The 20467-nt window shown below is 62.8% G+C and carries 14 protein-coding genes; 12 read left to right on the top strand and 2 right to left on the bottom strand.

Translation table 11 applies throughout. From position 1 onward, the window contains the following. Positions 1–23 precede the first annotated feature (23 nt). The gene (locus FPL22_RS11855) at positions 24–1691 is read left to right on the top strand and encodes an O-linked N-acetylglucosamine transferase, SPINDLY family protein (protein ID WP_162525288.1); all 1668 of its coding nucleotides are present in this window, start codon (positions 24–26) and stop codon (positions 1689–1691) included. Positions 1692–1776: 85 nt separating this feature from the next. Then, a complete protein-coding gene (locus tag FPL22_RS11850; RefSeq protein ID WP_144230597.1) occupies positions 1777–3645 on the top strand; it encodes an ABC-F family ATP-binding cassette domain-containing protein in 1869 nt (622 codons plus the stop codon). Positions 3646–3714: 69 nt separating this feature from the next. Here FPL22_RS11850 and rhaM read toward each other — a convergent pair whose 3' ends face one another. After that, positions 3715–4029 carry an L-rhamnose mutarotase gene (rhaM, locus tag FPL22_RS11845; RefSeq protein ID WP_144230595.1) on the bottom strand — a complete coding sequence of 105 codons (315 nt, stop codon included), beginning with the start codon at positions 4027–4029 and terminating at the stop codon, positions 3715–3717. Between the two features lie 252 nt (positions 4030–4281). On the opposite strand from rhaM, the gene FPL22_RS11840 reads away from it, so the two are divergent. Together FPL22_RS11840 and FPL22_RS11835 are read left to right on the top strand one after the other, a co-directional pair. Next, positions 4282–5829, top strand: a complete 1548-nt coding sequence (locus tag FPL22_RS11840; RefSeq protein ID WP_144353959.1) for a beta strand repeat-containing protein — start codon at positions 4282–4284, stop codon at positions 5827–5829. Positions 5830–5916: 87 nt separating this feature from the next. Then, entirely contained in the window at positions 5917–6750 is an 834-nt protein-coding gene (locus tag FPL22_RS11835; RefSeq protein WP_144230593.1) for an alpha/beta hydrolase, read from the top strand. A 28-nt stretch (positions 6751–6778) separates the two neighbouring features. Here FPL22_RS11835 and FPL22_RS11830 read toward each other — a convergent pair whose 3' ends face one another. Beyond that, entirely contained in the window at positions 6779–7789 is a 1011-nt protein-coding gene (locus FPL22_RS11830; RefSeq protein WP_144230591.1) for a LacI family DNA-binding transcriptional regulator, read from the bottom strand. 143 nt (positions 7790–7932) lie between these two features. Here FPL22_RS11830 and FPL22_RS11825 point away from each other — a divergent pair, with 143 nt between their 5' ends. The 8 genes from FPL22_RS11825 to FPL22_RS11790 all read left to right on the top strand — a co-directional run bounded on the left by FPL22_RS11825 (position 7933) and on the right by FPL22_RS11790 (position 20465). After that, entirely contained in the window at positions 7933–8628 is a 696-nt protein-coding gene (locus tag FPL22_RS11825; protein ID WP_144353958.1) for a type II secretion system protein, read from the top strand. A 47-nt stretch (positions 8629–8675) separates the two neighbouring features. Then, complete coding sequence (locus FPL22_RS11820) at positions 8676–9728, top strand: TolB family protein (protein WP_144230589.1); 1053 nt, start codon at positions 8676–8678, stop codon at positions 9726–9728. Beyond that, positions 9725–11311: a sialate O-acetylesterase gene (locus FPL22_RS11815; protein WP_144230587.1), complete on the top strand. Its 1587-nt coding sequence runs from the start codon at positions 9725–9727 to the stop codon at positions 11309–11311. The genes FPL22_RS11820 and FPL22_RS11815 overlap by 4 nt, the downstream gene beginning before the upstream one ends. A gap of 10 nt (positions 11312–11321) precedes the next feature. Then, complete coding sequence (locus FPL22_RS11810; RefSeq protein WP_144230586.1) at positions 11322–13355, top strand: sialate O-acetylesterase; 2034 nt, start codon at positions 11322–11324, stop codon at positions 13353–13355. 39 nt (positions 13356–13394) lie between these two features. Continuing rightward, on the top strand, positions 13395–14684 hold the full coding sequence (locus tag FPL22_RS11805; RefSeq protein WP_162525287.1) for an acetylxylan esterase: 1290 nt from the start codon (positions 13395–13397) through the stop codon (positions 14682–14684). Further along, a complete protein-coding gene (locus tag FPL22_RS11800; RefSeq protein WP_144230582.1) occupies positions 14681–15436 on the top strand; it encodes a hypothetical protein in 756 nt (251 codons plus the stop codon). The genes FPL22_RS11805 and FPL22_RS11800 overlap by 4 nt, the downstream gene beginning before the upstream one ends. An 11-nt stretch (positions 15437–15447) precedes the next feature. Beyond that, the gene (locus tag FPL22_RS11795; RefSeq protein WP_144230580.1) at positions 15448–17865 is read left to right on the top strand and encodes a right-handed parallel beta-helix repeat-containing protein; all 2418 of its coding nucleotides are present in this window, start codon (positions 15448–15450) and stop codon (positions 17863–17865) included. 194 nt (positions 17866–18059) lie between these two features. Next, complete coding sequence (locus FPL22_RS11790) at positions 18060–20465, top strand: right-handed parallel beta-helix repeat-containing protein (protein WP_144230578.1); 2406 nt, start codon at positions 18060–18062, stop codon at positions 20463–20465. Positions 20466–20467 lie beyond the last annotated feature (2 nt).

Raw genomic sequence — 20467 nt, 5'->3', positions numbered from 1 at the left:
ACAATCACCTTTCCTGCCGCAACATGACGCCCGACCCCAGTCTCGCCCCCGCACAAAGCGCCCTCGCCGCGGGTAATTTCGACGACGCGGCCGGTCTCTTCACCGCCGCTCTTCAAAAAGACGCCGCTCATACCGAAGCCCGCCTCGGCTTGGCCCGGACGCTCCACTTCGCCGGCCTCCTTGGCCCTGCCCTGCAATCACTCGCACCTTTCTTCACAACCCCCGAAATCTCCGCCGCCGCCCCGCCCGCTGCCTGGCTTGAAGCCGCGCTGATCCATCGCGCCGCCGGTCGTTTCAACGACGCCCGTCTTACCCTCGAAAACGCCCCTCCCGCCGTCCACCAGCATCCCGCGTGGTCGATCAACCTCGCTGACGTTTTGCTCGAACAGGGCCACCCGGCCGCCTCGCGTGATTTACTCGCCGCCGCGCCCGGCCTGCTCGCCCGACAACCCCAGGCCGCTTCCTCCTGGCTCCGCAGCCAGCTTTATCTGCCCGAGGTGGACGCGTCCCAACTCCACGCCTCTTCCCGCCAGTGGGCTCGCTGGCACGGAGGCTACGACCCCATCCCGATGGTGCCGCCCAACCGCGAGCTCGCCCGCCGCCTCCGCCTCGTGTTCGTCAGCAGCCGTCTCTGCGCCCACAACTCCGCGCAACAGCTGCTCGGCATCCTGCCCCACCTGGATCGCAAAGGCTTTCATGTCACCCTCGTCTCCACCGGACGCATCAAAGACTCCGTGACCGAAAAACTGCGCACGCTCGCCAACGTCTGGATCGACATCCCTTCCGAACTCCCCGACGCCGACACCGCCAAACTCCTTCGCGACACCAAGGCCGACATCCTCGTTGACCAGCAGGAACACTCCAACAACGGCCCGATCTCCCTCTTCACGCGCCGCATCGCCCCGCTGCAGGTCCACTGGTATTGCAACGCCCTCTCCACCGGCCTGCGCACGCTCGACGCACGTATCAGTGATTCCACTACAGAGCCGCAGGGCCAGGCCGACGAACTCAGCAGTGAGCCCATCCTCCGCCTGCCCCACGGCTACCTCGCTTACACTCCTCCCCACCTCGCCGTCGCGCCCGTCGACCTGATCGATCCCGCGCGCCCGCTCACCCTCGGCGGCATCCCGCACCTCGCCAAATGCACCGATGCCGTCCTCGCCACGTGGGCCGAAATCCTCCGCCAGCTTCCCCACGCGCGCCTGCTCCTCGCCCGCAACACCCTCGGCGATCCCGCCACGCGTGACGCCTTTGCCGCCCGTTGCCACGCCGCCGGCATCCCCGCCGACCGCCTCGACTTGCGCCCCGACGGCGGCGCCATCAGCACCCTCGCGATCTTCAACGACCTCGATCTCATCCTCGATACGTGGCCTTTCGGCGGCGAAGCCACCAGCATGGACGCGCTTTGGATGGGCGTGCCCATTCTCACGCTGTGCGGCGACCGCATCACCGCCCGCCGCACCACCACACTTTTAAAAGCTGTTGGTCGCCAGGATCTCGTAACCACCTCCCCCGAAGCCTACATCGCCCGCGCGGTCGAAATCGCGTCCGATCTTCCCGCCCTGCGCGCCAGCCGCGCCCCGCTTCGTGCCGCCGTTCAGGCCTCCGATTGGTGCAACGGCCCCCTCATCGCCGCCGACCTTGCCGCCGCATTTCGCGCGCTCTGGATCAAGGCCTGCCACCGCAAGTAAACCCCGCTCCACCCGAACGAGAAAAGTTCATGCCTGATTCGAGGGGTTGACCCCGCCCTCCTCGACCGTTTGGGTGTCCGGTTTTATGTTAACGATTGCAGACGTCTCCAAGTCCTACGGCACACGCGAACTCTTCTCTGACGTCTCGCTGTTCATTGCCCGCACCGACCGCCTCGGCCTCATCGGCCCGAACGGCGCCGGCAAATCCACCTTGTTCGGCCTCATCCTCGGCGAGGAAAAACCCGACACCGGCACCATCGAATGGGAACGCGGCGCCGACTTCGGCTACCTCCCGCAGGAATCCGCCCCCGCCGGCGACGAGACCATTCTCCACATCGCCACCAGCGGCAAAAAACTCGAGCCCACCGATGACGACTACGACATCGACTACACGCTCGAACCCCGCGCCCGCAAAATCCTCGACGGCCTCGGCTTCAAGCACGACGACGCCGACAAGCTCGCCAAAACCTTCTCCGGCGGTTGGGTCATGCGAGCCCACCTCGCCCGCCTCCTCGTCGCCGAGCCCGCGCTCCTCCTGCTCGACGAGCCGACGAACCATCTCGATTTGGAAGCCCTCCTCTGGTTCCAGGACTACCTCACCCGTTACCCCGGCGGCCTCGTCGTCATCTCGCACGATCGCGCTTTCTTGAACGCCCTCTGCACCGGCATGCTCGAGCTCCGCGCCGGCACGCTTCATTACTACCACGGCAACTACGACAACTTCCTCACCGAAAAAGAAGCTCGCAAACATCAGCAGCTCGCCGCCTTCAAAAATCAGCAGCGCGAGATCGCCCACTTGCAGGTCTTCGTTGATCGCTTCGGTGCCAAGGCCTCGATGGCCTCCCGCGCCAAGTCCAAGGAAAAACAAATCCAGCGCCTCAAGGACGTTGCCGTCGAGGAACCCACCGAAGAGTTGCGCAAGATGAACTTCAAGTTCCCGCAGCCCCCGCGCTCCGGCCTCAAGGTCATCGAGCTCGAACATGTCCGGCAGGCCTACGGCAATCACGTCGTTTACGAAAACCTCAACTTCACCGCCGAGCGCGGCCAGGGCATCGTGCTCATCGGCCCCAACGGCGCCGGCAAATCCACGCTCCTCAAGATCCTCGCCGGCGTCATCGACATCCAAGGCGGCACGCGCGAACTCGGCAGCAATGTCGTCCCGGGTTACTTCGCCCAGAACCGTCTCGATAACTTGAACGCCGACGCGACGGTGTTCGAGAACGTGATGGAACTGCGCACCAACGAAAACCAGCTCACCGAGCAGCAGGCCCGCGCCATCCTCGGCGCCTTCCTCTTCCGCAAAGACGACGTCCTTAAGCCCGTCTCCGTCCTCTCCGGCGGTGAAAAAACCCGCCTTGCCCTCGCCCGCATTCTCGTCCGTCCGCCCAACTTGCTCCTCATGGACGAGCCCACGACGCACCTCGACATCCAGTCGATCGACGCACTCGTGATGGCCCTTCGCGAATACCAAGGCACGCTAATCTTCATCTCGCACGACGTGCACTTCATCAAGGCCCTCGCGAAGAACGTGCTCCACGTCCACAGCGGCAAGCTCACCCACTACGCCGGCGACTACGAATACTTCCTCGACAAGTCCAAGGCCGGCGACGCCCGCGTCGCCCTCACGGCCGGCCTCACCGACAACCGCCCCAAACAAGCCGAAGCCAAGAAAGCCGCCCCCGTCGCCGCCGCTCCTTCAGGCAAAGCGAAAGCCAGCCCAAGCGAAATCCGCAAATTCCGCGAACAGGTCGGCGTCCTCGAAAAGAAAGTCGTCGAGCTGGAAGCCAAGCAGGCCGAGATCACGTCCGCCCTCGAAGCCCCGGAGACCTACGCCGACAAAGGCAAATTCCAACACCTCAACCGCGAACTCAGCGCGATGACCGACCTTGTCACCGCCGCCACCGCCGAGTGGGAAAAAGCCGCCGAGAAGCTGACCGAGATGGAACAGCCGTAAGCAAAACGAATCGTCCTGACCTTGAGGGCGATTCGTTTTGCCGCCGACTCTCCATGCCGGGAGTCGGCATCAGTTCAGATGAAAGACTTCCCGCAACCCGCGGGCGACCGGACTTCCGTCCTCATTTGAGGGCATGATGTCTGCCATGTGCCGCCACCATCGCCGGCACTCGGGAGTCTGCGCGATCGCGTCCCACCGTTGCTCATCCTCGACCTCCACATAGCCGAAAAGCATGTGGGTGCGTTGATCCAAAAAGATCGAATAGTTGTGCGCGCCGTGCGCCTTCAGCACCGCTTCGAGATCGGCCCAGATTGGCCGATGCCGACGCTCATATTCCTGCTCGGCTCCGGCCTGCACCGACATGACAAACGCTTTTCGGATCATGCGCCTAAAGACGAATCCGCCCGCTACGCGTCAACGTTTCATCCGGAATCCGCCATCGGCTCCAACCCGACGGCACACGCCTGTTTTGAAATAATCAGCGTGCCGACGTGCAGTTTGTTTAACGTGGTAAACATCGCCGCGATTGCATCCGTGATTTGTTAGGTAGTTGGTTAGCCCACTCTCCCACCCCGCCCAGAGAACTTTGCAAGCAGCTGCGGATTCCTGCGCACCCCAATCGACGCCCCACCCATCATGATGAAAACCCCTCGCTTCGCCCCGCTTACCTTGCCCGCCTTGGTGGCAACGGTAGCCGTGTTGCTCACCGCTCAAACCGCCCAAGCGGTGGATTACGAGAAGGCCAACAACGGCACTGCATTGAATCTCGCAGGCTCCTACACAGGCGGAGTCGTGCCCGGCGCAAGCGACCGGATTTTGGTGACCAGCGTGATGGTTGGCACTTCAGGGACCCAGTCGGCCGCGTTGGGCGGAGCTCTCTCCATTGACGGGATAGTCTTTGATGCCACCGCTAACAAAACATTGATAATCACTGGAACCAATACGCTCACGCTGGGCGCATCGGGCATTTCCATGAATTCAGCCAGCACCGGAAGTTTGAGCTTTAACGGTCCCAGCATCATGTTGGGCGCGGATCAAACTTGGGATCTCGCAGCGCGCGGCCTGACCATCACCGGTGCGACCACGTTGGATTCCAATGGCAAGGCCCTCGCGATCACGACGACCGGCGGACAGATTTTCTTCAAAAACACGACCGCGCTTTCATTAAATGCTACAATCAGCGGATCGGCCGCCTTAACATTGGACTCCACCGGAACCGAACTCACGCTCACCAACGCCAACAGCTCTTTCACGAATGGCATTGCAATCAGCGCGGGCAATACTGTCACCGCTTCAAGCATGAGTGTCACAGCGGGCGGCGGGGGAATTAGCGCTGTGGGAAGCGGAGCGGTTCAATTGAAAGGCGGCACATTCAAGTATTCGGGCAACACCGCCACCAGCGCTCAAAATGTGCTGATCGATTCACGTTTCGTTGGCACGGTGGAAGTCACTACGGCCGGCCAGACACTGACGCTCTCCAACTTCAAAAACACCAACAGCGCGAATGCCAGCTTGCTCGCCAACGGCGCCAATCTGGGCGGAGCCGGCCATCTCACGATCACCAATATCGTAGCCGACTCAACCCAAGCGCAGAGGACCGCATTCACCGTGAATAAGTTCGGCACCGGCACCCTGACGCTCACCGCCATCAACACCTACACCGGCGCGACCACCATCGAAGCCGGCACGCTGGCGCTGGGCGCATCAGGCTCGATCGCCAGCTCGGCCATCACCGTGGCGGCTGGCGCCACCTTTGATACGTCCGCACGGGCCTCCTACGCCTTCAACACGACCAAGACCACCACCATCGGCGTCGGCGCCACATCTGCCGGCCAGATCAAGGCCGCGGCTGCCACTTTCAGCAGCGCCGCCCTCGCCTTGGATTTTGGCGCCACCTCCACCCTGTTGTCCTCTTACACGCTCTTGGTCCGTTCCGGCCTTGAAACCGGCGACTTCGCCAGCGTTACCGCGACCGGCACCAGCATCGCCGGCTCGTTCACCAACGGCGGCTCCGGCAACTGGACGCTGACCGCCGGTGGCTACAACCTGACCTTCAACGAATCGCTCGGCACCTTGACCGCCGTCTCCGCTGTTCCCGAGCCGTCCACCTACGCCCTGATTGGCGGAATCCTCGCCCTCGCCGGCGCGTCGCTTCGCCGTCGACGCGTGAAGCACGGCGCCTGATCTCCGCGCCAGTCTTTTCAGATCCGGCGGCGCAGTCCGCCGGATTTTTTGTGTCCGAAATTAAACTGCTGAATTCAGCGCCAACCGATGCCCGCCCACGATCCTCACCAACTGCCTGCAGGCACGAAGTCCCTGCTCGACCAGCCCTACGTCGCAGATGCATGGCACGGCACCGACCCCGACTCCGCGCAAACGCTGGACCTGTATGTGCCCGCCGGTGACGGCCCCTTCCCACTCATCGTCTGGATCCACGGCGGAGGCTGGCACAGCTTGGGCAAACAACCGCACGGCCTGTGGTTCGCCTCCGAGTTCGGACCGCACGGCTTCGCCGTCGCCAGCATCGCCTACCGGCTGACCCCCGACGCGCCTTTTCCGGCGCAAATCAAAGACTGTCATCTCGCGTTGAAATGGCTGCGCGACCACGCGGCCGAACACGCGCTCGACCCTCAGCGCATCGGAGTGGTCGGTCATTCCGCCGGCGCACATCTCTGCGCACTTCTGGCGACGGGTGGTATCGTCAAAACCCCTGAACCCGTTCAAGCCGCCGTCTGCTGGTCGCCCCCGTGCGACTTGGATCGCGAGCGCGGAGCGTGGCCCAAAGACACGTTTGTGTGGAATCCCGAGGGCAAATTCTCCCAAACCTTTTTCCCGACCAAGGCCTACGAACCCCGGCTGGCCCGCCTCGCGAGTCCCGCCACCCACGCTCACGCATCGATGCCGCCCCTGCTCATCGTCCACGGAGATCAGGATCCGATCGTTCCCTTAGGCCAGGCCGTCCGGTTTTCGGAGCAACTACGGGCCTTGGGGGTAAACGTTGTCCATCGCACCGAAGCCGGTGGAACTCACGACATCATCAACGACGCGAATAACGACGAAGCCCTCCGCTTTTTCACCGGGATTCTACGCCCTAAAGCGAAGTAAGCCCAGAGCCACGATAACCGGCCCCGAGTCAGGCTCTCGTGTTGCGCGCCGTCCATACGCCTTCGACCACTGTGGTGCTCGGCTCGGAAGGCAGGCCGAATTCGTTCCGCGACAGCTCGCCCGCCAGTTGATTCAAGGCCACGGCAAACACGCGCTCCCATGATTGGGACATGCCCGGGACCTTCGCATCCGGAGCCAGATCGAGACTCGCATAGCCCCTATCTGCGGGCACCTGCAGTCCGCGCCGCCGCAACCAATCGAGCACGTAATCGGGTTGGTTGCCAATCACCGCACCGGGCTTGTAACGCTTGAACCACTTGTCGAACTCGGCCTCGCTCAACGCCTCGTCCAGCAGCAGAGGCGGGATGGCCGCGCCTCCGTGCACTCGCGGGGCGCACAGCGCCGCCGCCTGCCAGTAATGCCGGGTTCGCTCATCCTCGTCGTGACGCAGCACGCAGCCGATGCGATTCCAACCCGCGGCACGCAACTCCCGGTAACACGTCAGCAAGCCGCTGAAATGCGCGTGTGCCACGCGATTCATTTCCTGCTGTTGAAACGAATAGCCCACGGCCACCACGGCATGGAGGCTCCAGTCGATTTCCAGCGGCACGATGTCCAGGCGCATCGGCGCGATGATCAACCCGCGAATGCCTCGGTTGAACAACACCCGCCCCACGCTGGCCGCATCCCGGCCGCGATGCCCCAAGGGGAAAAGCTCCAGCTTCAGGCCCATCTGACGCGCTCTCCGCCGCGTCGCATCCCATACGGAAGCGACGACCGGTGCATGCTCCAAGCCCGAGCCTTCAATGAGCATCGCAATGACCTCTCCCGTTGCGTTGACCCGCTGACGGCGCACTTGGGTGAGCAGGGCGCTTACCAGAATGTTGCCGCGATAGTTCATCTTGCGGGCATGCGCCTGCACCCGCTCACGCGTGTCCGCCGAAATCAGCGGATGGTTGCGCAACGCCATCGAAACCGTGGCATGGCTCACGCCCAACTGTGCGGCGAGGGTGCGTAAAGTGGGAGGCGTGCTTTCCATTTAACGTGGTAAATTTTGCGAAGGTTGCCCGTCAAGGCAATCGCGGAGAGTGTTCCTCACCTGCCCCTCATTCCCCCGCCCCTAGTCGTTGCACTCACGCCATCGTGGACTGCTCGATATCAGTCCGTCCGCCCCTACTCTTCATGAGCGCATTTCTTTTTGATACCCCAGCCCACTCACGACGCTTGCTCCAGCGCCGTGCTTTCACACTCGTCGAGTTGCTCGCCGTGATCGCCATCATCGGCACCCTTGCCGCCATTCTCATCCCCGTGATCGGCAAGGCGCGGGAAAGCTCTTACAGCGTGCGCTGCTCCTCCAACTACCGCACCATCTACAGCTGGCTGACGATTTATGCCGGTGAAAACAAAGGCGTCTATCCGGCCGCCTTTGGTCCCAGTCCGCGCTATCCCAACAGCACCCAATACTGGACCGAGCTGCAGTTCTACATGGAGTCTTCACGCTCGGCCAACGTCTCCGCCGAAGCCGGCACCGACCTCCGGTTCTGGTATTGCCCCGCCGCCGTCAAAACCTACCCCGAGGAACCCCACCGCGTGTATCCGATAAACTGTTACGGTCGCGCCCAGGCGAGCGGTATCCGTCCCGTCGCCTGCAGCATGCCCGCGCGCACCCTGCTGTTGGCCGACGGATCCCACAACGTCGGCGGCAGCTCGCTCGCTTACTTTCGCGATTCGCAAGGCTCCGCCGCCGAAAGCCCGGCCAAGGTCCTTGAGGCGCGCCACCTCGGCAAGGTCAACGGTCTCTATCTCGACGGACACATCGCCACCTTTGCCCTGAACGATCCCCAGCTGGACACATGGATCACCAATCTTGCCCGCTGAGCAAACGCGCCGCGACAAGGCCCACCCCATTTCGCCCCGCTACACCCATGCATCTGATTTCCGATTTCGCAGACAACCTCCATCTCACCTACCCCCACAACAACAGCTTCGCCGATGCGGGCGCTTCGTTGGTCTTGGGATGGCGCAGCGACAAGGAGGTCGGCTTGGTAAAACTCGACTCCAAGGGAAACCGTCGCGAGCTCTGCCGCTTCGATCTCGAACGTCAGCTCGAAAAACTCCTGTGGTGCGACACCGCGCTCGAGGCCAACATCACGGCGACCATCGCCAACAACCAGATCTGGATCTTTGATCACAACCACGACTCGAAGCCCCGCCTCGTTTACGAAGCACCCGCCACCGCCCGCCTCCACTCGATCCCCGGCATCCGCGCCGACGGGCAAAAAATCATCTGCAGTCTCGGCGAAAACGACCGTCACTCCGCATTGCTGATCGATCTGAAAACCGGCGAACAACGTGTCCTTTTCGAAAAACCCTGGTTCGTTAATCACTTCCATTTTTGCCCCCGTGATCCCGAATGGATCGGCTTCAGTCACGAGGGCAACTGCGCCCTGATCATGGACCGCGTCTGGGGCTGGCACGCCAAGGAAGCTCCCGAGGGCAAATGTTTCTTCGAGCAGTTCGCGTCCTCACCCCAGCGCACGCTCTACGTGGGCCACGAGCGCTGGAGTTTTCATGATCGCTCGGTGCTCATCGTCGCCTACGGAGACGGGCCCGGCACCCCGCGCGGCATCTACGAAGCCTTCGTCGACGGGCGCCCCCAGCGCCTCATCGGCGAGGCCGACCGCGACTTCCACCTCGATGTCAGCCGCGACGGTCGCTGGATCGTGATCGACACCACCGGCGCCCACGATGCGCCCGGCAAAGGTTGGGAGAACGCCTGGCCGATCACCGACATTCTCGTGATGGATCGCGCCACCGGCGAACGTCGTTTCGTCGCGCGCAGCCGTCTCGCCAAACATCCTTCGCACGCCCACCCGATTTTCAGCGTGGACGGTCGCCACGTCTATTTCAACGAAGCCAGCGAAGACGGTCTGCTCAACCGCGTCTGGCGCGCCGACAATCCGTTCATCACGTCATGATCCGCCGCCGCTTTCCCGACTGCGGTCGCGTCTTTTTAACCATCGCCGCCGGCCTTTTCATCACCGCGCCCTCACTTTTCGCGACAGTCGCCCTTCACGGCATTTTTTCCGATCACGCCGTGCTGCAACGCGCCGAACGTGTCCCCGTCTGGGGCACCGCCGCTCCCGGCGAGAAAATCTCCCTGCGCCTCGGCAACGCCTCCGCCCGCGCCACCGCGCAAGCCGACGGCTCGTGGAAAGCCTTCCTGAATTTGCAGACCGAAAAAGAAGGTCCGTTCGAATTCATCGTCGAAGGCGAGGGCAATAAAATCACGCTCACCGACATCCTCATCGGCGAGGTCTGGCTCTGCTCCGGCCAGTCCAACATGCGGTTTCATCTCTCCAAATCCGCCGGCGGCGAAGAGGAAGCAACCCGCGCCGCCAATCCCAAGATCCGCCTTCTGAGCGTGGGCCTCAACGTCGCCGACCAACCCGTCTCCCGGCTCCGCGAAAAATGGACCGTGTGCGATCCAAGCACTGCGGCGACGTTTTCCGCGGTCGGTTACTACACGGGCCAAACCCTTCACGAAAACCTCAACGTCCCCATCGGTCTCATCAGCATTTCGTGGGCGGGCACCGTGATCGAAACCTGGATGTCGCCGCAGGCCCTAGCCTCCGATCCCGACTTCAAACCGATCACCGATCGCTGGGCTCAAAAAGAGGCCGAATACCCGCAGAAAAAAGCCGAATACGATCAAAACAAAGACGCGCTCATGGCCGCCTGGCGTCAACAGGCCGATGAAGCCAAGGCCAAGGGCCTGCGTGAACCGTTTCCGCCTTCGCCGCCGGCCGGACCGCTTTCGTTGGCCCGCCCGTCGGGCCTCTACTACGGCGAGATTTCTCCCGTCGCCCCCTACCGGCTCGGCGGCGTGCTCTGGTATCAAGGCGAGCAAAACGTCGGCCGCGCCTTCCAGTATCGCAAACTGCTCCCTGCGCTCATCGCCGACTGGCGCAGCCTGTGGAATCAGAGCGATCTTCCTTTCGTCATCATCCAGCTGCCCAACTTCGGCAAACCCGAGTCGCAGCCGCGCTCCAATAATTTTGCCGAGCTGCGCGAAGGTCAGGCCCTCACCGCCTCTACCGTCCCACACACCGCGCTCGTCGTCACCATCGACGCCGGCGAAGAAGCCGACATCCACCCGAAGGACAAAAAAACCGTCGGCGTGCGCGCCGGCCGTCTCATCGCCAAGGAGTTTTATCGCGCGCCGATTGCCGAAGCCGTGCGCGGTCCGACTTTCGCCAGCGCCACCGTCAAAGGTAACTCCCTCCGCGTGCGTTTCGATCACGCCGCCGGGCTGAAAACCCGCGACGGCAAACCGCCCGCCTATTTCGCCATCGCCGGCACCGACGGCCGCTACGTGTGGGCCGACGCCACCATCGAGGGCGACACCGTAGTCCTGAAAGCCGCGTCCGTTCCCGTCCCCGCCACCGTTCGCTACAACTGGGCCACCGCCCCGCACGGCAACCTTTGCAACAGCGCCGATCTTCCCGCCGCGCCCTTCCGCACCGATACCCTGCGCGCCTCCACAGAAGGCCAAAACTAAAACCTCTTTCATGTCTCCGTCACGATTCCACACCGTCGGCCTTGCCCTTGTCTCGCTCTTGAGCGCCGCCGCCTTGCACGCCGAAGTTTCCCTGCCGTCGATCTTGTCCGACCACATGATCCTGCAGCGCTCCGCCACCACCGCCGTGTGGGGCAAGGCCGCCGCCGGTGAAAAAATCAAAGTCACCCTCGGCGACATCCGCGCCGAAACCACCGCCGCTCCCGACGGACGCTGGAAAGTAAAACTCAACCTGTCCTCCGCCGCCGAAGGACCGTTCGATCTCCTCGTCGAGGGCGTCAACCGCCTCACCGTTTCAAACGTGCTCGTCGGCGAGGTTTGGCTCTGCTCCGGCCAGTCCAACATGGCTTACACCCTCGACCGCTCTCCCGACGGTGCCGCCGAGATCGCCCGCTCCGCCAACACCCGCCTGCGCCAGTTCCGTGTGGACACCCGCGGCTCCAACGAACCGCTCGAAAACTGCAAGGGCTCCTGGATCGTCGCCGATCCCAAGACCAGCGCCCAGTTCAGCGCCGTCGGTTACTACTTCGCGCAAGATTTCCAAAAAAATCTCAACGCCCCCGTCGGCATCGTGCTCTCCGCGTGGGCCGGCACCGTCGCCACGGCATGGACCAGCGAGGCTGCGCTCAACACCGATCCTGAGCTTAAATCCATCTTGGATCGCGGTCGTCAGCAAGAACGCGACTACCCCGCCCTGAAGGCCGCCTATCCACCCGCGATGGCTGGCTGGCAGTCACGCTACGAACGTGAAGACCGTCCTCATGACGCGACTGCCTACGCCGCCGTGCAACTTGCCGACCAGGATTGGAAAACCGTCGAGCTCCCCTCCAAACTCAAAGACCTCGGCCTGCCCGACGCCGGCGCCGTCTGGCTCCGCAAACACGTCACCCTCCCCGCCGCTTCCCTCGGCAAAGTCACCATCGACATCGGCGGACCCAGCGCCTTCAACACCGTCTATTGGAACGGCGAAAAACTCAGCGAGATGACGCCCGCCACCGCCAGTGGCGCCGTGGATTCAAAACGCTACGTCATCCCCGCCGCACAGTGCAAAGAAGGCGACAACGTCCTCGCCATCCGTCTCTTCACCCCCGCCGAAAAATCCGGCTTCTCGTGGCAGCCGTTTGTGGACATCGGCACCACCCGCTCGCTCATCGCCACCGGCTGGCTCGCCAAGACCGAGTTCGCTCTCCCCGAACTCACCGCCCCGGCTCGCAAGGATCTCCCGCAAATCCCCTCAGCGCCCGACACGCGCAGCGTCGGTTCACGCCTCTACAACGGCATGATCGCCCCGCTCGTCCCCGTCAGCCTCGCCGGCGTCATCTGGTATCAAGGCGAACAGGACACCGGCCGCTCCACCGCGTCCTACCAGAAAATGCTCTCCGCGCTCATCAACGACTGGCGCACTCAATGGGGCTCCGAACTTCCCTTCCTCATCTGCCAGCTGCCCAACTATGGCGCCAAAACCACTTCAGCCGGTCCCAGCCGTTGGGCCGATATTCGCCAGGCCCAGCTTCAAACCACTCAGGCCCTCCCCGTCACCGCGCAAACTGTCCTCATCGATGTCGGCGACGAAAACGTCCACCCGCCCGACAAAAAACCCGTCGGCCAACGCGTCGCCCTCACCGCCCTCGGCGAGTTCTACAAAAAAATCTCCAACCACTCCGGCCCCGTCTTCAAATCGCTCAAGCTCGATGGCGAAAAACTAGTGCTCACCTTCACGCACGCCGACCGCGGTCTCGTCGCCAAGCCGCTTCCCTCACGTTACCAACCCACCGCCCTCGCCCCAGGGATCAAAGACCTGATTCTCCCCAGCCCCGGCAGCCCCCTCCAAGGTTTCGCCGTCTGCGGCCCCGACAAAAAATGGACGTGGGCCGATGCGCGCATCGAAGGCTCCACCGTGGTCGTCTCGGCACCGTCCGTGCCGAAACCCGTCGGCGTCCGTTACGCCTGGGCCGACAACCCGACGTGCAATCTTTACGGCTCCAACGATCTCCCCGCATCGCCCTTCGAAGCCGTGATTCCCTGACGTTCCGCCATGGCTCAACCGCGACGCTTCTTGGTTTGGATGTCTGTCCTATTTGCGATCGGCCTCGTGCCTATCGCGAAGGCCGCGCCGTCCTCCTACGCACTCAGCGTCACGGCCGAACGCGACAACGCCACCTACCGCGTGGATGAAACCGTGACGTTTATCGTCACCGTGACTCGCGATGGACAGCCCCATCCCGAGGGCGAAATATCCTGGTCGCTCACCAAGGACGGCGTCGCCCCGATCCTGCAAGGCACCGCCCCCCTCAAAGAGGGCAAAGCCCTTGTCACCGGCCGGCTCTCCGAACCCGGCTTTCTCCAGTGCAAGGCGAAGTTCGACAGCGGCACCGACTCCGTGAAAAACCTCGGCGCGGCCGCCATTGATCCGCTGAAATTGAGGCCGAGCCTTCCGGTGCCCGACGATTTTGACGCCTTCTGGGAATCCAAAAAACGGATACTCGCCGCCATTCCGTTGAACGCGAAACTGACGCCGGTGCCCACCCGTCAGGCCGGCATCGAGCTTTTCGACGTCGAGGCCGACTCTGTCGGCGACCGGCCTATGCGCGGCTATTATGCACGGCCGGCCAATGCCGCCCCAAAGTCCCTTCCCGCCATCATCACGCTGGAAGGCGCCGGCGTTTACAGCACCCGCCTCGAGCCGTGGCTGCTCAACTGGGCCAAGGCCGGCTTCATCTCGCTCGAGCTGAACGCCCATGGTCTGCCCAACGGTCGGGAGCCCTCGTATTATCAGTCCCTCGAACAAGGCGCGTTGAAGGATTATCCGTTCTTCGGCCGTGAATCGCGTGAGACGTCCTACTTTCTTAACATGTATCTGCGCGCCCTCCGCGGCGTCGATTTCCTCACCGCGCAACCCGAGTGGGACGGCCGCGTGCTCATTTCCAGCGGCCTGAGCCAGGGAGCCGCGCAAGCCATCTTCGTGGCCTCGCAGGACCGGCGGGTTACGTTCCTCTCCGCCGGCGTCCCCGCAATGTGCGACCACACCGCCATGCTAGTCGGCCGGGTTCCGGGCTGGCCCCGACTGGTGCCCGCCGGACCCGACGGAAAACCCGCCGCCGACGTGATCGAGACGTCGCGTTATTTTGATTCGGTCAACTTCGCCAGCCGCGTGCGCGCGCCCTCCTTTTTTGTCATCGGCTACAATGACCAGGTGACGCCGCCCACCGCCGGTTATGTCGCCTGCAACAACCTCCGGGCTGAAAAAGAAATTTATCCAGCAATACACGCTTCACATGCACTCCAAGCACCGGTCCTCGAGGTGATCCGACAGCGTATCCTCGCCCACAAAACCCCCTCTACTTCCACCCCATGATCTCTTCGCGTTTCCTCACCGCCACCCTCGTCCTGTTTTGCCTTCAACCGCTGCGTGCGACCGCCGCCTCGATCGAGGATTTTTCCGGCTACAAAGCCGGCGAGGTGTTCATGCCCGGCGAGGTGTTTCCCGCCAAAGGCACCGGCTGGCTGGACGGCTGGCGCAGCGCGAATTCCTACGTTCAGGTCACCGGCAGTTTCGTCACCACTAAACCACTGGTGGACGCAGGTCCCTATCTTGCGGTCAGCATCGACTCCATCGTGGGAGAACATCCCTCCAACCCCAGCGGCACCGTCACGCTTCCCTACCGTCCTCCCACCAAGCCGTTCAAACTCATCTTCAAGTTCCGCCCCGAGACGTCTGTGCAGACCGTCCGCTATTATCTTTTCGACAACGATGTCCGCATCGCCGGCCCGGGGCCCCTGGCTTCGTGGCTGATCACAAGCAAGGACGGCCAGTGGCAGTTGCTCAACGGTGAGGGCAATGGCGTGCCCTCCGAGATGATCGCCACCGGCCTGCCCGTCGTCGCGGGCACCACTTATTCATTCGCCGTTGAGGTCAATCCGCAGGCGCGCACCTGGAATGTGACCATCACTGACGGCAAACGCTCCGTGACGGAAAAGAACCTGTATTTCCGCAACACCGCCTACACCCCCGACCGCTGCCTCGTCTTTGGCGCCAACGAAACGAGCGCCCCGGCCCTCGGCCTCAACATGCGCTTCGCGATCGACTCCATCTCCATCCAACCTTGATCCGCTTTTTCATGCGCCTCCCCTTCCCGCTCCTCGCCCTCGGCTTCTTGTTTCTGGCTCCTTGTGCCTCCGCCGCCACGCGCACCGTCGCCTACGAATGGGACACCGCCGCCTACTTCAAGGCCCGTCAGAACAATACCGGCAGCCGCGTGGTGCTCGACCAGGTCGACAACCGGCTTCGCGTGACCGTTCCGCCCGGCGCGCCCGCCGACGGTTATTATAATTTTCTCCTTACGCCCGCCAATACGATCGTATCCGGAAAGCAATACACCGCGGTTGTCACTTTCGAGATCTCCACGCCGACCACCTATCCCGGGCGCTTTTACTTGTTTGCCCGCAACACCGCCGGCGAAAATCACGACATCTGGCAGCAATGGATCGGCGACGCCGGCTCCCCCCGAACGATCTCCGTGCCGCTGGACCTGCCGTCCGTCGAAGGCGGCGGCTGGACCCTTCATCTGGGCATGCACGGCCCCGGCTCGATCATCTTCGACCGGCTCGTCATCTACGAAGGCATCGAGACCGCCGCCGTCCCTGCAACCACCGGCGGCACCGCCGTTTCCACCTTGCCGCCGGGCGTCACTCCCTCGACCGGCTTTGTGCCGTTCACCCTCGATCCGCCCGCGGGCAAGACTCCGCTGACCCTTTCGCTCGCGAACTACAAATTCATCCCCGACAGCAAGGACGCCGCCGTCACCAACGCCCTCCAGTTTCAGCAGGCGTTGAAGGATTGCCGCACCCAACGCGCCACCGTGCTCGTCATTCCCCCCGGCACCTACCGTTTCGCCGGTCCGCGCTCGATCACCTTCGACGGCTTGGAGGATCTCACCATCGACGGACAAGGCGCCGTGTTCATCATTCAGGAACTGGCCCGCGACGGCGGCGCCTTCGTGGTGAGAAACTGCACCCGCACGGTCATTAAAAATCTGGTCATCGACTGGGATTGGAATGCCCAGCCCATCGCCAGTCTCGGCGTGGTTTCCAACCTCTCCGCCGACAAAAAGCAGTGTGACATCACCTTCCCCGATCTCGACGCCGCGCAGACCGCCGTCACCCGCGCCACTCCGTGGAAAAGCATGACCGCGATGGACCCTGTGACCTTGGTGCGCACTGCCGCACACGACCCCGTGACGATGCGCGCCTTGACCAACGGCTACAAGGTGCCGCCCGGCACCACCTTCGCCGCCGGCTCCGCCGGCAATGTCCTGCGCGTCACCTTCCCCTCGCCCGCGACGTTGCGCAACGGCCAGGCCTACTTCATCCGCCATCTGTATTATGAAATGGGCGCGTTCAAAGTCTCCGACTCCAGCCACCTCGCCTTCGACGCCGTCACCATCCGCTCTATTCCCGGAATGGGCTGGGTCTTCCTGGGCTCCACCCACCACGTGACCCTGACCAACTGCCACATCAAACGCGCACCCGGTTCGCGCACCCCGCTTACCACCGCCGCCGACGGCATCCACATCGGTGAATCCCAAGGCAACTTCATCATCCGCGACTGCACCTTCACCGGCATGGGCGACGACGTTATCAACCTTCACGACAACTGCTATCAGGGCGAACTCGTGCGCGATCCCTCCGATTCCGCCAAACTCACGCTGATCAACTGCAAATCCCATAACCTCCGTATGGTTGCCGGCGACCACCTGCAATTTTACGACGCTGACTACGCGAATTTGAACCGCAGCTCCGCACCGGTGACCCGCCAGGTCGCCACCTACACGACCGACAACAAAACCGGCCTGACCAGGATCACCTTCACCTCCGCGCTTCCGGAGCCGCTCTCCGCCCGCGCGATCGTCCGCAACACCCGTTTCAAAACCACCAACGTCCTCATCGCCAACTGCGCCTTCGAATACACCAACGGTCGCGGCATCCTGCTCTCCACGCACGGCACCACTGTGGAAAATTGCAAATTCACCCACGTTGCCGGCGCCCCCATCCGCCTCGAAACCAACATCACCCAGCCGCATTGGTCGGAAGGCCACGGTGCCTCGAACATCCTCATCCGAAACAACGTCTTCGATGAAAACAACCAGTCCATCAACTCCAAGGGAGCCATCATCTGGGGCGGCGTCACCCTTCCGTGGGGTCCGTCCGACACCGCCTTGTTCGACACCGTGACGATTGAAAACAACCGTTTCGTCAACTGCCCCGGTCCCGCCGTCTTCCTCAGTAACTCCGCCAACGTGGTCGTGCGCGGCAACCGCATCGAGCACACGCGCGTCATCCCCGGCGCCACGCCCTTTGCATCGACGCTCCACATCGCGCGCTCGTCCGGCCTCGCTCTGGGCGGCAACACGTGGACGCACTCTGTCGAGCCGGCCAACGGCTACGGCATCGTTTACGATCCGGCCACGGTGAAAAATTTCTCCGCCGCCACCAATGTCGTGAACGCGCCCGTGCCTCCCGCAACCGGCGCCCGCTGATAACGCATCAGCGCGTCAAGGCGCTTCGGCCGGAATGAGTATCCAAATATAAGATACTCATTCCGGCCTTATTTTTTTAACGCGGTAAATGCCGTGTGCGTTGTCTTGGCGGCCGGGTCATGCGCTCATGACCGCGCCCCGCCCTGGCTCTGCTTTTAGCCCGGGCTCACCCCCAACCCCGTCCCCGCAATCCCATGACCCCTGCCTCCGGCATGCCCAAAATCCTCGGGCTTTTTATCGCAGCGCTGATCGTGCTCTGCAGTTCCGCCCGCGCTGACTTCACCTGGACTCCCACCAGTCTCTACAACGGAACCCATCCTCCCTACACGCCCGGCGCCTGGACCACCGACTGGGTTCCCGGCCCCAACGGCACCGGCCAGAGCATCAAGGTCACCATCGCAAGTGGCGCGACCTATTATAACTTCGTCGTCATCCCCCGCAGCTACCTCAACCCCGGCGTGACCCAGTTCAGGGCCGTGTTGAGCTTCCGCATCGCGACACCCGCCGTGATGCCGCGCTATTTCTACATGTTCGCCCGTTGCTCCGGCGTGTCCGGCCAACCCGAATACTGGCAACGCTTCACCGCCGATCCTGCCGACGGCGCCCGCACCATCGAGTTCCCCGTCGACCTCAAACCGGTCGCCGGTGGCACGTGGAATCTTTACCTCGGTTGCTACGGCACCGGCTCCATCATCATCGACAGTCTGGTCATCAAGGACGGCTGGGGTCTCACCACCCAGCAACCCGCCGTCAACGCCACACCCGCCTCCATCCTCCCGCCCAACGTCACCGAGGCCACCGGCTCGCCGACGATCACTATCACGCCTCCGGCCTCGGGCACGGTAACGACCTTCACCGCCACAACCTTGGTGGCCGACGGAGCCACTCCCGTCAGCTCGGCCACCGCCGCCGCCAATTCCTCCGCGCTGCAGGCGTTGCTCACCACCGCCAAAAACACCGCGGGCACCAAAAAAATCCTGATCCCGCCCGGCACCTACCGCTTCGAGTCCGCCGCACAGATCAACATCCAGGACACCAATGATCTCACCATTGATGGACAGGGCGCCGACTTCATTTTCCAGCGCCTCTACACCGGCCCCCACTTCAGCGTTTCGAAGTGCAACCGCACCGTCATCAAAAACCTGAACCTCGACTGGAACTGGGACTACAAGCGCATCGCCAGCCTCGGCAAGGTGCTCAGCCTTTCCGCCGATAAAAAAACCGCCGTCTTTGAGTTCGCCGGCCAGACCGCCGCGCAGACGCTGCTCACCCGCGGCGCATTGTGGCATTCGCTCTCGCCGATGGATCCCGTGAAGCTCTTTCGCGACCGCCCCGAGTTCTTCCTCCTCAAGGACACTCCGCCCACTTCACTCGTCGCCAGCGGAAATCAAATCACCGCCACGTTCGTCAATCCGCTCTCCCTCGACGTAAACCGCAGCTACCTGATCAAGCATCTCTACTACGAGATGATCGCCTTCAAGATCGCCGGCTCCACCCACCTCGTCTTCGACACCGTCAACATCTACTCGGTCCCCGGCATGGGTTGGTTGAACACCGAAGCCAGCCACCACCTGAAATGGTTCAACTGCAAGATGGCCCGCCGCACCGGCTCGACCTATCCGCTGGTGTCCGGCGCCGACGGCATTCACTCGGCCGAATCCCAGGGCGACATCATCATCCAGAACTGCGTCTTTACCGGACTGGGTGACGACGCCATCAACCTCCACGACAACTGCTGGCAGGGCGGCCTCGATTACGCCGCCAACGCCAACCAGCTCATCCTCCGTAACTGCCCGCGCAACAAGCTGCGCATCCAGTCAGGCGATGTGCTCCGTTTCTCGAACGCGGACTACTCGCCGACCGGCCTCGAGCTCACCGTGAGCGGCACTCCTGTCTATACCGCACCCGCCGGCGGCAACGTGGATTCGCCCACCGCCTACGCCACCGTGACCTTCACCACGGCCGTTCCGACCGGGCTCTCGCGCCTGCTCATCGCCAACAACACCCGCTTCCAAACCAAAAACGTGCGCATCACCGGCACTCAGTTCACCTGGACCAACGGCCGCGGCATCCTGCTCTCGGCCAACGACGCCACGATCGAGAGCTGCTACTTCCGCAACGTCAGCGCCACCTCGATCCAGATCACCACCGAGATCGTGGACACCGCGTTCATGGAAGGCCGCGGCGCTTCCAACATCGTCGTGCGCAACAACACGTTTGAGAACACCGGCCAGACCGCCCGCTTTGGCGGTTCCGTCATTCATGTCGGCGCGATCATTCCCTGGGGGCCCGCCGATTATTTCATGTTCGATACGCTGTTGTTCGACGGGAACCGCTTCTTCAACGCGCCCGGACCTGCGATGTCTTTCATCTCCGGCATCAATGTGATCGTGCGCAACAGCCGCATCGAACTGACCCAGTCGATGTTCAACCAGACGCCATTCTCCGGAACGCTGCAGGCCGAGCTCTCCGCCGACCTGGCACTGGGCGGCAACACGTGGAAAAACTTCTTGGCCGCTCCTTACGTTAGCGGCGTCGTCTACAACCCGGACCTCACCACCAACCTCGAATACCAAACCAACCGGATGGAAAATTACTGATC

Source organism: Rariglobus hedericola (genome assembly GCF_007559335.1).
In the GTDB taxonomy this organism is placed as follows: domain Bacteria; phylum Verrucomicrobiota; class Verrucomicrobiia; order Opitutales; family Opitutaceae; genus Rariglobus; species Rariglobus hedericola.
This window is presented reverse-complemented; position numbering and strand designations above follow the sequence as displayed.

Excerpts from the sequence above, each read along its gene's own strand:
- FPL22_RS11855 (WP_162525288.1), top strand. The coding sequence starts at position 24 with ATGACGCCCGACCCCAGTCTCGCCCCCGCACAAAGCGCCCTCGCCGCG.
- FPL22_RS11850 (WP_144230597.1), top strand. The coding sequence starts at position 1,777 with ATGTTAACGATTGCAGACGTCTCCAAGTCCTACGGCACACGCGAACTC.
- rhaM (WP_144230595.1), bottom strand. The coding sequence starts at position 4,029 with ATGATCCGAAAAGCGTTTGTCATGTCGGTGCAGGCCGGAGCCGAGCAG.
- FPL22_RS11840 (WP_144353959.1), top strand. The coding sequence starts at position 4,282 with ATGATGAAAACCCCTCGCTTCGCCCCGCTTACCTTGCCCGCCTTGGTG.
- FPL22_RS11835 (WP_144230593.1), top strand. The coding sequence starts at position 5,917 with ATGCCCGCCCACGATCCTCACCAACTGCCTGCAGGCACGAAGTCCCTG.
- FPL22_RS11830 (WP_144230591.1), bottom strand. The coding sequence starts at position 7,789 with ATGGAAAGCACGCCTCCCACTTTACGCACCCTCGCCGCACAGTTGGGC.
- FPL22_RS11825 (WP_144353958.1), top strand. The coding sequence starts at position 7,933 with ATGAGCGCATTTCTTTTTGATACCCCAGCCCACTCACGACGCTTGCTC.
- FPL22_RS11820 (WP_144230589.1), top strand. The coding sequence starts at position 8,676 with ATGCATCTGATTTCCGATTTCGCAGACAACCTCCATCTCACCTACCCC.
- FPL22_RS11815 (WP_144230587.1), top strand. The coding sequence starts at position 9,725 with ATGATCCGCCGCCGCTTTCCCGACTGCGGTCGCGTCTTTTTAACCATC.
- FPL22_RS11810 (WP_144230586.1), top strand. The coding sequence starts at position 11,322 with ATGTCTCCGTCACGATTCCACACCGTCGGCCTTGCCCTTGTCTCGCTC.
- FPL22_RS11805 (WP_162525287.1), top strand. The coding sequence starts at position 13,395 with ATGTCTGTCCTATTTGCGATCGGCCTCGTGCCTATCGCGAAGGCCGCG.
- FPL22_RS11800 (WP_144230582.1), top strand. The coding sequence starts at position 14,681 with ATGATCTCTTCGCGTTTCCTCACCGCCACCCTCGTCCTGTTTTGCCTT.
- FPL22_RS11795 (WP_144230580.1), top strand. The coding sequence starts at position 15,448 with ATGCGCCTCCCCTTCCCGCTCCTCGCCCTCGGCTTCTTGTTTCTGGCT.
- FPL22_RS11790 (WP_144230578.1), top strand. The coding sequence starts at position 18,060 with ATGACCCCTGCCTCCGGCATGCCCAAAATCCTCGGGCTTTTTATCGCA.